Raw genomic sequence first — 13300 nt, 5'->3', positions numbered from 1 at the left:
AAAGTGGCCATAAGTGAAAAACCGGCAATCAATGAGGGTGGATGAAACCGCAATCAACAAGGAATGAGAATATCCATTGTCACTGTCCGCAATCCTGCGACGATCTCTCTCCTAGCCGATTAATATCAGGGTGCCATGGTGCCGCTGAGAGGCTTTTAGACGGTGTGACAATGTAAATTCTGATTGCTCAAACGGCTAAAGGAATGTGCTAGTGAGCGACGGATTGGAATTCTTGACGGTTGAACCGGCCTCTGACCCTGTGGCCCGAAGGGAAATCGTCGACCTGCTGGCCAGTTGCGGCCTTGATTACGAGAAGCAAATCGAGTTTTTCGTAACGGCGAGGCAGGAAGGGCGGCTCGTAGCCTGTGCAGGCTTCGAAAAGGGCATCATCAAGGATGTTGCCATTTGCCAGACTCTGCGGGGCAGCGCGATCAGCCTGCGGCTCGTCAGCGAGGTAACCTATCTCGCCCATAGCCAGGGATATCAAATTCTTTTCGTCTATACCGAGCCGCATAATGCGGATTTCTTTTTGGGCTGCGGCTTCTATCCGCTGGTCGAAGTGCCCGGACAGACGGCCCTGCTAGAGAATACGCCGGTCGGTATCAAGAATTATTGTGCCTCTCTGGCCCGCTACAAGGTGGAGGCGGACAAGATTGGCTGCGTGGTGGCCAACGCCAATCCCTTCACGCTCGGTCACCTCTATCTGATCACCGAAGCAGCGAAATCCTGTGATTGGCTCCATCTGTTCATCGTCAAGGAAGATGCCTCGCTCTTCTCCTATCATGATCGCTTCATGCTGGCCAAGGAGATGACCAAGGACATTCCCAATCTCACCTTGCATGGCGGTTCAAAATATATGGTCTCGCGGGCCACGTTCCCGGCCTATTTCTTCAAGGACAAGGGCATGGTCGGCCAATGCCGCACCGCGGTCGATCTGTTGCTTTTCCGCAAATATATTGCCCCGGCCCTTGGCGTGACCCACCGCTTTGTCGGCACCGAGCCATTCTGCGATACCACGCGCAAATACAACAATGACATGAAATTCTGGCTCCAGGAGCCAAGCTCCATAGCCCATTCCATCGAGGTGGTTGAGCTGGAGCGCACCAAGCGCAGCGGCATCGCCGTTTCCGCTTCAGAAGTGCGCCGCCTGTTGGCGGGAGGAAACTTTGAAAAGATCAAGGAGTTCGTACCCAAACCGACCTTTGATCTGATCATGAATAAATATGCCACATCAGTTTGACAGCTGACGGCCTGTCGCCGCCATGCGTGCCATCGATTTTAAAAATCTAAAGGAGCGAAACATGCAGATCATACAGGAGGCGTTGGCGGGGACACTCGAATCGAGCGATCTCTTTGTCAGGGTCTCACCGTCAGAAGGACCGCTTGAGTTGATCCTGAACAGCGAAGTTCAGCACCAGTTCGGCGACCAGATCCGAAAGGTCGCGCAAGAGACCTTTGCAAAGCTCGGCGTGTCCGAAGGGGCCACCGTTATCATCGAAGACAAGGGAGCGCTGGATTGCGTGATCGAAGCCCGCCTGGAAGCCGCTCTTCTGCGCGCCGCGGGTGACAAATCGGTAGAGTGGGAGACCCTGTCATGACTTTGCGTCGTTCCATGTTGTTCATCCCCGGTTCCAATGCCGCGATGATCTCGACCGCCTTCGTCTTCAAGCCGGACTCGGTCATGTTCGACCTTGAAGATGCTGTATCCCTGCGCGAAAAGGATGCTGCCCGTCTGCTGGTCTATCACACCCTTAAATCATCGCTTTATGATGGCATTGAGCGTGTTGTCCGTATCAACCCTCTGTCGACACCTTATGGCAAGGATGATCTCGAGGCCGCCGTGCGCGGCGGCGCCGACGTCATCCGCCTGCCCAAGACCGAAACGGCCGACGATGTGAAGGAGCTGGAAACCTGCGTTGAGGAGCTCGAGCGCAAATGCGGCCGCGAAGTTGGCTCGACATTGCTCATGGCTGCTATTGAATCCGCATCCGGCGTCATCAACTCGGTCGCCATTGCCACCGCTTCAAAACGCCTGATGGGCATTGCTGTGGCCGGCTTTGACTATGTGGTCGACATGCAGACCGAACGCGGTGATGGCTCTGAGCTGTTCTATGCCCGCTGCGCCGTGTTGCACGCAGCCCGTGCCGCCAAGATCGATGCCTTCGATGTGGTCTATTCCGACATCAACAATGAGGAAGGCTTCCTCAAGGAAGTCGACGTCATCAAACGGCTTGGCTTCAACGGCAAATCATTGATCAATCCGCGTCAGATCGAACTCTTGCACAATGCCTACGCGCCAACGCAGGAAGATGTCGATTATGCCAACCGTGTCGTTGCCGCGGCTGAAAAGGCAGAGATCGAAGGGCTGGGGGTCATCGCGCTCAATGGCAAGATGATTGATGCGCCCATCGTGGATAGCGCCAAACGGGTTCTGAGCCGCGCTCAGGCTTCCGGCGTGAGACGATAGGGAGGGCTGACAATGGACAAGAACAATCATTCGGCTCCGGGGAGGAGCGAGACGGTGGCAGAACCAGAACTGTTTCAGGGCTTTGCAGCAAAAATTCCTTATCTGGCCGATCCAGTCGCCAAGCTTGATCGCAAGCTGGTCGATACGGTGCAGGAAGCCGTGCGCCGTGTGGGCCTCAAGGACGGAATGACCATTTCCTTCCACCATGCCTATCGCGAGGGCGACAAGGTCATCAATATGGTGGTGCAGATCCTTGCCGATATGGGCTTCAAGGATCTGACGCTGGCTTCTTCCTCGCTGGTCTCAGCCAACGCGCCGCTCATTGAGCATATCAAGAATGGCGTGATCCGGAAGATCTACACCTCCGGCATGCGAGGCAAGCTGGCCGACGCCATCTCCCACGGGCTGATGGACGAACCGATTACCGTGCATTCTCACGGGGGGCGCTGCGCTCTCATCGAAACCGGTGAAATCAACATCGACGTCGCCTTTATCGGCGTTTCGGCATGCGATGCCTATGGCAACGCCAACGGCTTTTCAGGGCGCTCACGCTGTGGGTCTCTGGGCTATGCCATGGTCGATGCCTATTTCGCCAAGAATGTCATCATGCTGACCGAGGAAATCGTCGCCTATCCGAATGCTCCGGCCAGCATTCGTCAGGATCAGGTGGACTGGATCGTTCAGGTGGATGAGGTTGGTGATCCGGCCAAAATCTCTGTTGGGGCAGCTCGTGCCACGACCAACCCGCGTGAGCTGCTGATTGCGCGCCTGTCGGCGGAAGTCATGGAGCATGGGGGCTATTTCAAGGATGGCTTTTCCATGCAGACCGGCACCGGCGGCTCGTCTACGGCAACGGTGCGCTTCCTGGAAGATCGCATGCGCCTTCTGGACATCAAGGCCCAATGGGCGCTTGGCGGACAGACCGGTGGGATGGTCGATTTGCACAATAAGGGCCTGATCGGCACATTGCTCGACACACAGAGCTTTGATGCGGTGGCTGCCCGCTCTCTGGAATCCTCACCCAACCATGTCGAAATCTCGGCTCACTATTACGCAAGTCCCATGTCGAAAGGGGCTGTGGTGGATCGGCTGGATATGGTGATCCTGTCGGCACTGGAAATCGATCTTGATTTCAACGTCAATGTGTTGACCGGTTCCGATGGTGTCATGCGAGGCGCCTCTGGCGGCCATTGCGATACCGCAGCAGGGGCCAAATTGTCCATCGTGGCCGCGCCGCTTATCCGCTCGCGCATCCCGACCGTGGTCAAGAATGTCACCACGCGGGTTACGCCGGGCGAGACGGTCGGTGTACTGGTCACAGACCACGGCATCGCCGTCAACCCGAACCGACCAGACGTGGAAGAGCGGCTGCGCGCTGCCAATCTGCCGGTTCGCACCATGGAAGAACTCTATCAGCGGGCGATCTCCATTACGGGTGAACCCAAGCCGATCGAGTTCCTCGACAAGGTGGTCGGCGTTGTCCGCTATCGTGATGGCACAGTGATCGACACCGTGCGTCAGGTTGCCAAATGACAAGTGGGTCCTTCATGGATGAGGAGATAGGCGAGGGCGATCTTAAGGAAGTGATTAGTGATCCTTCTTTGGAGATCGCCACTGCGCCAACCTATGGGCTATTGAAACAGGAACAACTGGGGATATCAATTTCTCCTGTTGCCTCTGTGTGGTCGTCCCTGCCGGAGCGCCTTGCCGACCTTGTCCATGAAGCCCTCGTTGCCGAAGCAACCCTCACGCCAAAGCCGGGGCTTGTGGATGCCCGCAACAACGGCTCGCACAAGGATATGACGCTGGCGACCTTTCTTGCCAGTGCCGACGCGTTGCGCCCTCTGATGGCGTCATTCGTCAAGGCAGGTGTGGAAACAGCGAGCGATCCTACTTCTGTTGCACTGCAGGCTCTGCGTGGACACGGTCTTATCTGCGAAGAGGCAATGAATGAGGCCACCGGCGGCATCAATACCCACAAGGGCGGCATCTTCGCCTTTGGCCTGTTGCTCGGCGCAGCGGGACGTTGCATCGGACGCGGGGAAGGGCTCTCGGTCTTGGCGCTTTGCGGCGAAGCCGCGCAGATGGTCAAGGGGCTGGTGAAGCGTGAGCTCGCCAACCGCGTAAAGACTGCCAATACTGCTGGGGAATATATCTATCGTCGCTATGGCCTCACCGGCGCTCGGGGCGAAGCGGAAAGCGGCTTTGAATTGGTGCGGCTCTATGCTCTTCCAGCCTTTCTTTGCTCAAGAGAGGCAGGGCAGGACGAGGAAACCGCCTTGCTCGCCGCGCTGCTCGAATTACTCATCCGGAACAGGGATACCAATCTGGTTGCCCGTGGCGGCATGGAAGGTCTGTTTTTCGTGCGCCGTGAAGCGCAACGGCTCAAGCGCCTTGGCGGTGTCTTTGCCCCGGATTTCCATGCAAGACTGATGGCCATGGATGAAGCGCTGATCCACCGGAATTTGAGCCCCGGCGGGAGCGCTGACCTGCTAGGCGTTACCCTGTTTCTCGCGCGCATCGATGCGATGGGGTTGTCGGCAAGCACGGAGGTTTCATGAAAGAACCCTGTTGGACCGATGGCCCGGAGGTCGCCCTCAAGGATATGCTGCTGGCCCGCGAACGGCGGGTGCGTCGGCGCGAAGATGGCCTGGCCCATTATCGCATGCCGACAATCACCTTTTCTGTCGTCATGCCCGGGCCGGTAAAATTATGCCCCATGAGCGAATTACTCGCCAAGGAGGCAGAGCGGGCCGTGCATGAAAAGCTCTCGGCTAAGGGCTGGGAGAATCACATGCTCTGGTCTCAGAACGCTTCCACTGGCCCGGAGGCGTTATTCGCTGTTGCCAGTGAGGCTGAAAAGCTCAAAAAGGCGATGGTCGAGCTGGAAGAAAGGCACCCGCTGGGGCGACTATGGGATCTTGATGTCCATGGCGCAGACGGGCGAGCGGTTTCCCGTCGTGATATCGGCATGGCGCCGCGACGGTGTCTCATTTGCGATCAGCCAGCGCACGCCTGCGCCCGCTCGCGGACCCATGAAATAGGTGACATTATAAGGGCCATGGAAGAAAGAATGCGAAGCTATTTGGAAAAATAAAGTCAACTTTGCCAAAAGTTGTCATGCATTTTGGACGAGAGCATGCGATAGATAGCAAATACTTTTCTGAAACACAGCGTATTCTCAAAAGAAAAATAAAAGAAACAATGCGTTAGCATTGTGTTTCATCCTGTCAGAGAGGTTCGTTGCGCTGGACTCTCAATGAGAATGGCCATCTCTCAAGCGGGAGTTGAAGATTAAACGCGTTGGTACTAGATTATCGACGCATACTTTCAAACATTTTTTCATGGAGTCGCCTTTTGATTAGACAATTGACAGATCCTGAGGTTCTGGAGGCACTCGCAACACATGCAGAACAGTTTGATTTTGTGCTTGTTCCCGGCTTTAAAAATAGTGGACCTGAACATTGGCAGAGCTTTTGGGAGCGGGAAATCGATCTCTTCAGCCGCATTGATCAGAGCCGCTGGGATCAGCGCGATATTGTGCTATGGATTGATGCCGTGGGAAGGCTCCTGACCAAGCGCAATCGTCCCGCTATTCTCATCGGCCATTCGCTGGGGGCTCTTGCTTCTGCCTGCGTCATAGCCCGAGGTGAGTTGAATGTGGTTGGCGGTATGTTCGTCGCTCCAGCCGAGCCCATGCGCTTTGCCGTGGAAGAACGCATTCCGCACGAGAATCTGGGTATTCCAACGGTGGTGGTCGCCAGCCATAACGACAAGCTCATCTCCTTTGCACGCGCCAAGGGGCTGGCTGATGGCTGGGCATCCGACTTTATCGATGTCGGGGAAGCCGGACATATCAACTCCGAGGCTGGCTTCGGTCGCTGGCCTTATGGCTTGACCATTCTTCGCGATCTCGCTGACCGCATTGTCGCCGACAAGAGCAAGGGGTGATCACGCCCGATCACTGCTCTTCCGGCTTTTTGAAAATACTGTTCCAGACATCCAGAAAATATCTGCGTTTTAGCGGGTCTTGATAGGTCAGCAAGCCGATGCCCATCTTGATTGGCAAATAGGCGTTGGTGGAATCCGCTGGCAATTTCAACCGCCGCATGTCTGGCGAAATGGGTATCAAGGCCGAGTCTCGAGCCATTTTCTCTTGCCCGGTTTCAGATAGCAGAAACTCCAGAAAGCGCTCTGCTTCTCTCTTTTTCCTCGAATGTTTGTAGATGAAGGCCGTGCGCGACATGACAATGGTGTAATCCTTGAATTGGAAAATGCCGACATTCGGATCCTTGGAGGCGCGTTCCAGCGCATAGGTGCCGATGACGTTATAGCCAAGGATCAGATCGCCGGAGGCAACCGCATCCAGAATGGCCGATGTGTAGTCATAGGTTCGCATCTTTGCGCGGCTGAGTGCTTCGATCACACGGAAAATCTTGTCGCTTTGAATGGCATCTTGCGTGAAGAACAAGTAGCCCGCTCCCGACGAGGCCGCATCATAGGTGCCCACTTTCTCTTCGAAGGTGGGCAGATTATTGATCAATAGATCCGCCAGATCGGAATGGGTTTTGGGCAGCGGATAACCCCGGAAGGCCTCCTTGTTATAGACCAACACAATCGGCTCATAGGTGAAGCCGTAAAGCTCGTTGCGCCATTCGGCCCAGCTTGGTGTAGCGCCTGCACGATCGGTGCTGAAGGGAGAGGCCAGCCCTTCATTGACCAGCTTTACCTGCAAGTCCATGGCTGAGCTAATGACCAGATCGATGGCGGTGTCCTTGCGGTCCCTTGCATAGAGCACATGCTCGAACAGGGCGTTGGTGGTGATTTCGTGATAGGCAATCTCTATATCCGGATTGGCCGTTTCAAAAGCCCTAATGACGCTTTCAAAGGCGGCGGTGTCCGTGGTGCTCCAGATATCGATCTCGGTTTTTTCTTGCGAGAAGGCAGCTGGTATGGCTGCCAGCATCGCTGTCAACAACACAGTGATCGCGAAAAGCATGTATTTGGCTGAGCGAGCCGAACAGGCTGAAAGAGGTGAAATAAGGGGGAAGAGGCTCTGTGCGCTCATGTGGGTATCCCCACTGTTTTACGGGTGAATATCATTCTCACGCTTAAGCCTCCCAAAGCCGAGTGGCCGAGCCTGAGCTGTGCCTTGTGGCTGCGCATGACCTCGTCAACGATGCTGAGGCCCAAACCTGACCCGTCGTTGCCTGTTCCCGTGGTGTAGAAACGTTCCAGCACCTTTGCGCGTCGCTCCTCCGGAATGCCCGGACCGGCGTCATCCACTTGCAGGATAAGCTGCTTTCTCTCTCTGCCGCGCAGTTTCAGGGTATGTTCAAAAAGAGAGATATCGATGCGGTTATTGGCTGGGCCATGTTTGATGGCATTGTCGATAACATTGCTGATGGCCTCGCGGATAGAGATGCTGTCGCCTGCAATCAGATCGGCAGTCTTGCCGCCATTCTCGATATCGGGCGCAATATTGACCGAAAAATCGATATCGGACTTCACATGCTCACGCAGCAGCGTCTGCAAAACGGTTTTAAGCAAATCTGCCAGATGAATATCCGAGACAATCTTCTGGTCGGCCCGGTGAATGACCATGGCGTGGGCCAACAGCTGGTTGGTCAGGTGAATGGTCTGCCGGTTCTGCCGCTCCGCTTTTTCAATCCGGCCTTTCAAAAGCTCGGGCGACTGCTCCTTGCTGGCCAGCTCCAACTGGCCCTGAAGCGCCGAAAGGGCCGTTCTGATCTGGTGTGTCACATCGGCGATGAAGATTTGCGAGTGATCAAGATTATTCTTCAGCCGCGAGATGAAGCCGTTGATCGAGAGCACAAGGCTGGCCACTTCGCGCGGCGGTGTGACGGGCAGGGGCGTGAAATCGGAAATGTCACGCTGTCGCAAATTCTGCTCTACATCGATCAGTGGATGAAGGGCGCGATTGATCGCGATCCAGACAAACAACAACCCTACCACGGTGATGAAAAGCGCCACCGCGAACCCGCGCCAGAACAACTCGGCGATCATATCATGACGCGCGATGCAGGTTTGGCCGAACTGCACGATGACCCAAAGTGAGCGATCATCTCCGGTGAGAAAGCGCGCCTGCTGCATGAAGCGAACGGACTCGCCACTGTAGGCGTCATCCCAATAAACAGGGCTTTCGCTGGGCTTATAATTGGCCTTGGGGCGCAGATTGTGAGAGGCAGTAATTGTCTCGTCGCTTTGCGTAAAAATGCGATAGAAAACGCGGTCTTCCTTTGCCAGTCCCAGAATCTCAAAGGCAGAATAGGGGATGTCGACCCGCACCTCACCCGAAGCCAGATTGGCCCGTTCCAGAATGGCAAGGGCCGCCCCATGCAACAGCCGATCATAGGATTCATTGGCAGCCTGCTGCGCATAGCCCCACAAGCCGATGCAGATCACCGTCAGAATGGCCAGAAAGCCTGCCCCCATGCTCAGTATGAGCCGGTGGCGCATGGATTTCTGTGTGAGGCGTTTGGAAGCGTGTTTCATCGGTGCCCATGATCTCGCGCGAAGGGTGGATCAAGTCTCATCCATATGCCCGATATAGCCAAGCCCTCGAATAGTCTTGATGAGGAAAGGGGAGCCATCCAGTTTCTTGCGCAGGCGCGTGATGGTCTGTTCAATCGCGTTGAAGCTGGGTGTTTCATCAAAATTGTAGATCTTGTCAGCGATTTCTTCCTTGGTCAAAACCCGATCGAGGCTGGTAAGGAACAGTTCGAGCAATTGTACTTCCTTGTTACGAAGCTCGATATCCTTGCCCGCGACATTGGCAAGCTTTGTGCCCCAGTCGAAGGTGAAATTGCCAGCGGTGAACAGGTTGCGCGCGAGACCGGATTTGCGCCGTGCCAGCGCCCGGCAGCGGGCAATCAACTCGCGAAAATCAAACGGCTTGGTCATATAGTCGTCTGCGCCAGCATCCAGCCCTACGACCCGGTCATCAATCTCCGAACGGGCAGAAAGCACCAGCACCGGCGTATCGAGATTGCGCGCCCGAATGGCTCTGAGCAACTCGAACCCGTTCCTGCCGGGCAGGTTGATATCCAGCAGAATGAGATCAAACTGCTTCTGGCGCAAAATATAGTCCGCTTCATCCCCGTCACTTTCATGATCGATGACATGTCCTTCCTTGCGGAAGCGTTCAACGACGGTTTCGGCTAACGCCATGTTATCTTCAACAAATAAAACACGCATGAAATCAGCTAGTTCAAACCCCTCCCAATCCGGACAGTGTGAATCCCCTCGTGTCTGCCCAGAATAGGTCGAGATTAGGTTTCTCGTTGGTCAGGGTCAATATGGCTAGTCTTAAAGACAGCATTGCAAACCAGAGCAATTCAGCAAGACAAGCCGATTAGCCCCGTGAAACAGGCCTCAGTCGAAATGATAGCCCTTGGTATTTCTTGCAAGGAAAACTAATGAGCATCACACTTTATGTCGCGATTTAAACCAAAGCTTGCAAAATAAAGCGAAATTTAACGCAGAGCGCATAGGCTTGGGACTGGTTTTTCTTTGTCCAAATATGTTTTGCCAGTATGCGTATATCATCCGTGTTCTATCTCTTGTTGTTTTCTACAGTCTGTTTGACCGGTGAGGCTCATGCATCGGAGTTATCCAGTCTGAAGGCAAATATTGACCTCACATGGGTCATGGCGGCCTCGGCGCTTGTCATGTTCATGCAGGCGGGCTTTCTTATGCTGGAAGCGGGGATGGTGCGCTCGAAAAACTCCATCAATGTCGCCCAGAAGAATTTGCTTGATTTTGTCTTCTCGGTGGCTGCCTTCACCATTCTGGGCTTCATGCTGGCCTTTGGAAAGTCCTATGGCATCTTTGGGCTGGATTGGCGCTATCTTGGGCTTCAGGATCTCACCTCTCAGGAGGCTGGCTTCTTTGTTTTTCAGGTGATGTTCTGTGGAACGGCGGCGACGATTGTGTCCGGCGCCATCGCCGAGCGTATCAGATTGTCATCCTATGTGGTCGCCTCTGTCTTTCTCTCGGCCATCATCTTTCCTGTTTTCGCCCATTGGGCCTGGGGCAATGCCCTGATGCCCAATGAGGGCGCATTCCTTGCCAATATGGGCTTTATCGATTTTGCCGGTTCATCGGTGGTGCATGGCACTGGCGGCTGGGTGGCTCTGGCAGGCTGCATTCTGCTTGGTGCGCGTGAGGGCCGTTTTGATCGGCAAGGCAATCCGATCCGGCTCGCAGGACATAGTCCTGTTCTTGCGACTACCGGGGGGCTTTTGCTCTTTATCGGTTGGCTGGGATTCAATGGCGGATCAACGCTCAAGGCCGACGAGAGTGTCGCTTTCATTATACTAAACACTGTGCTCGCTGGCGGGTTCGGCACTGTGACCGGTTTCATGTTCGGCTATCATCAAGATGGCCACTATCTGCCGGAAAAGTCCCTTGCCGGCCTTATCGGTGGACTGGTCGCTGTCACGGCTGGCTGCGCAGTCTTGACGCCATTGGGTGCGATTGTCATTGGAGCCATTGGTGGTCTCGTGGCTGTCATTGCAAACAGCGTTCTGGAACATAAATGGAAAATCGACGACGCCGTCGGAGCTATCGGAGCTCATGGCTTTGCGGGTGTTGTGGGAACCATCGGGCTGGCTCTATTGGCGCCTGCAGAGCATTTCGAAAATGGCCGCCAATATCAGATCATGATTCAGTCGCTCGGTGCAGGGCTCAATTTTCTTGTCAGTTTCGGCCTCGGCTTTATCTGCTTCTGGTTCCTGAAGCGCTTTCTGCGTCTGCGGGCAAGCCGCGAGGAAGAGTTGATCGGCCTCAATATCGCCGAGCATGCCACCCGTATTGGTGTGGGACATGTCGAAGATGCCATGGAGAAGCTGCTCTCCGGTCAGCGAAGCTTTTCACAGAGATTGCCTGCCGTTGCCGGAGATGAAGCAGAAAACCTCACCGGTTTGTTCAACAAACTCATGAGTAATCTTGAAGCCGAGCATAAAAAGCTGAGCGAGCTGGAGATCCTCAAGACCCAGTCCGAAGAAGCTGAACGCATATCTGCTCTTTCCAACGCCACCTTTGAAGGGATCGCCATTCACCAGAATGGCATGGTGATCGACGGCAATCCTCAAATTGCCGAGCTGCTGGACTACAGTCTTGAGGAAGTGATCGGCAAATCGATCATGCAGTTCGCTGATGAACGTCATCGCGGCCGGATCGAGCGCTCTATCGCCGAGAATTGCAGCGAGCCATATGAAGCAGTGCTCGTATCTAAATCTGGCGAGCGGATACCAGTCGCCATTCGCGGGCGTATGATCAACTACAAGGGACGGGAAGTGCGCATTTCCTGCTTTGTTGATCTGAGAGAACGCAAGGCCGCCGAAGAGCATATCCGCATCATGGCCCAACATGATGCCCTGACGGGCGTGGCCAACCGTTCGCTTTTTAACGCGCAGCTGGAAAACGCCGTAAAGACGTCAACCCCACAGCGGGCGGTCGCCCTCATTCTGATCGATCTGGACCGTTTCAAGAATGTCAATGACGTGTATGGCCACCCAGCCGGAGATATTGTCATCAAGGAAACCGCCGCACGCTTGAAGGCGCTTGCTGGCGTCAACGACAGTGTTGCGCGACTGGGCGGAGATGAATTTGCGATCATTCAACGCAATATTCTTTTTACCAATCAGGCCGCCGATACCGGTCACCGGATTGTCAACGAGCTGTCCCGCCCCATCAAGATTGATGACAAGAAATCCGTGATGGTGGGGGCCAGTGTGGGCATTGCGCTCAGCCCAGAACATGCCAAGGATGCGGAAACCATATTCTCGCGCGCGGATATTGCGCTCTACCATTCAAAGAAGACAGGGCGGAATATTTCCAACATCTATCGAACCGGCCTCAACCAGTTGATGGAAAAACGCCGTGCGTTGCAGGCAGACCTTGAAAAGGCCCTCGAAGAGGACGAGTTCGAACTTTATTATCAGCCACGCATCAACGCCAAATCGTTGGAGATTGACTCCTATGAAGCTCTCCTACGCTGGAACCATCCGCAGAAAGGGCTGGTAAGTCCGGCGGAATTCATTCCCGTGGCCGAAGCCAGTGGTCTGATCGTGGACATCGACAACTGGGTCTTCAAGCGTGCCTGTCGGGACGCAGCCGAAGGACTGAAGGGCAAGCATCTCAGTATCAATGTCAGCCCGCTGGGTTTCCAGCAGCGTGACTTTGTCAAGACGATTGAAGAAACATTGGAAAAGACGGGAACCGATCCGTCGCAGATCGAGCTCGAGCTTACCGAGAGCATGTTGATCGAAGATGATGAACGTGGTCTGGCAGTGATGAAACAACTCAAGCGGTTGGGGCTGTCTCTGGCTCTGGATGATTTCGGTACTGGTTACTCGTCGCTTTCCTACCTGTCCAAGTATCCGTTTGACACCATCAAGATTGACCGCAACTTCGTTGTTGCCCTCGGGCAGGAGAAAAGTGCTGTCGCCATCATGAAGGTGATCATCGGGCTGGGTAAAGGGCTTGGCATGGATATCGTGGCCGAGGGCGTGGAAACGGTCGAGGAAGCAGCCTTCCTGCGTGAGAATGAATGCGATCAGCTTCAGGGCTACCTGATCAGCCGCCCCATGACGGTCGAAGAGATCATGCATGAAGTGCCGCTCGATATCCGCTGTTCCATTCTGAGAGCAGAGCCTGACGACAAAACGGACATGCAGGTGTCCAGCCTGCGTGCTGTCAAGGATGGCTCAAGCGAGAGCTCGGAACTCGCAAGTGATCCGGACGTCTCCCCCAAGCGGGCCTAAAGATCTTCGACGCCTGTCGATTGGCTTGCAAACAGGCGCTTTG

At 54.9% G+C, this 13300-nt stretch carries 11 protein-coding genes; 8 read left to right on the top strand and 3 right to left on the bottom strand.

Features of this window, described 5'->3' with window-relative positions:
• Positions 1-211 precede the first annotated feature (211 nt).
• From citC to ACKPCT_RS09715, 7 genes are all read left to right on the top strand, one after another.
• Positions 212-1240, top strand: coding sequence for a [citrate (pro-3S)-lyase] ligase (citC, locus tag ACKPCT_RS09745; RefSeq protein ID WP_319569084.1), 1029 nt, complete (start codon positions 212-214; stop codon positions 1238-1240).
• A gap of 61 nt (positions 1241-1301) precedes the next feature.
• Positions 1302-1598: a citrate lyase acyl carrier protein gene (citD, locus tag ACKPCT_RS09740; protein ID WP_090067961.1), complete on the top strand. Its 297-nt coding sequence runs from the start codon at positions 1302-1304 to the stop codon at positions 1596-1598.
• Positions 1595-2467 (top strand): citrate (pro-3S)-lyase subunit beta, encoded by an 873-nt coding sequence (gene citE, locus ACKPCT_RS09735; protein ID WP_319569083.1) that lies wholly within the window; start codon positions 1595-1597, stop codon positions 2465-2467. Before citD ends, citE begins: the two co-directional genes overlap by 4 nt.
• Positions 2468-2479: 12 nt before the next feature.
• The gene (citF, locus tag ACKPCT_RS09730; protein WP_319569082.1) at positions 2480-4000 is read left to right on the top strand and encodes a citrate lyase subunit alpha; all 1521 of its coding nucleotides are present in this window, start codon (positions 2480-2482) and stop codon (positions 3998-4000) included.
• 14 nt (positions 4001-4014) lie between these two features.
• Positions 4015-5028 carry a triphosphoribosyl-dephospho-CoA synthase CitG gene (citG, locus tag ACKPCT_RS09725; protein ID WP_319569081.1) on the top strand — a complete coding sequence of 338 codons (1014 nt, stop codon included), beginning with the start codon at positions 4015-4017 and terminating at the stop codon, positions 5026-5028.
• On the top strand, positions 5025-5564 hold the full coding sequence (citX, locus tag ACKPCT_RS09720) for a citrate lyase holo-[acyl-carrier protein] synthase (RefSeq protein ID WP_090067967.1): 540 nt from the start codon (positions 5025-5027) through the stop codon (positions 5562-5564). The genes citG and citX overlap by 4 nt, the downstream gene beginning before the upstream one ends.
• A 260-nt stretch (positions 5565-5824) precedes the next feature.
• The gene (locus ACKPCT_RS09715; RefSeq protein WP_210186615.1) at positions 5825-6418 is read left to right on the top strand and encodes an RBBP9/YdeN family alpha/beta hydrolase; all 594 of its coding nucleotides are present in this window, start codon (positions 5825-5827) and stop codon (positions 6416-6418) included.
• A 10-nt stretch (positions 6419-6428) separates the two neighbouring features.
• On the opposite strand, the gene ACKPCT_RS09710 is transcribed toward ACKPCT_RS09715, so the two are convergent.
• Genes ACKPCT_RS09710 through ACKPCT_RS09700 form a run of 3 tightly spaced genes read right to left on the bottom strand, consistent with a single transcriptional unit; the run spans position 6429 to position 9658 of the window.
• Entirely contained in the window at positions 6429-7535 is a 1107-nt protein-coding gene (locus ACKPCT_RS09710) for an ABC transporter substrate-binding protein (protein WP_090067971.1), read from the bottom strand.
• Positions 7532-8983: a sensor histidine kinase gene (locus tag ACKPCT_RS09705; protein ID WP_319569080.1), complete on the bottom strand. Its 1452-nt coding sequence runs from the start codon at positions 8981-8983 to the stop codon at positions 7532-7534. Before ACKPCT_RS09705 ends, ACKPCT_RS09710 begins: the two co-directional genes overlap by 4 nt.
• Positions 8984-9013: 30 nt before the next feature.
• Positions 9014-9658: a response regulator transcription factor gene (locus ACKPCT_RS09700; protein WP_244544550.1), complete on the bottom strand. Its 645-nt coding sequence runs from the start codon at positions 9656-9658 to the stop codon at positions 9014-9016.
• Between the two features lie 365 nt (positions 9659-10023).
• Here ACKPCT_RS09700 and amt point away from each other — a divergent pair, with 365 nt between their 5' ends.
• Positions 10024-13257, top strand: a complete 3234-nt coding sequence (gene amt, locus ACKPCT_RS09695) for an ammonium transporter (RefSeq protein ID WP_319569079.1) — start codon at positions 10024-10026, stop codon at positions 13255-13257.
• Positions 13258-13300: the final 43 nt, after the last annotated feature.

Origin of the sequence: Cohaesibacter marisflavi (assembly GCF_963665895.2) — a bacterium.
GTDB classification, from domain to species: Bacteria; Pseudomonadota; Alphaproteobacteria; order Rhizobiales; family Cohaesibacteraceae; genus Cohaesibacter; species Cohaesibacter marisflavi.
Note: the sequence above shows the minus strand (reverse complement) of the source record. Positions and strands in the feature narration are given on the sequence as shown.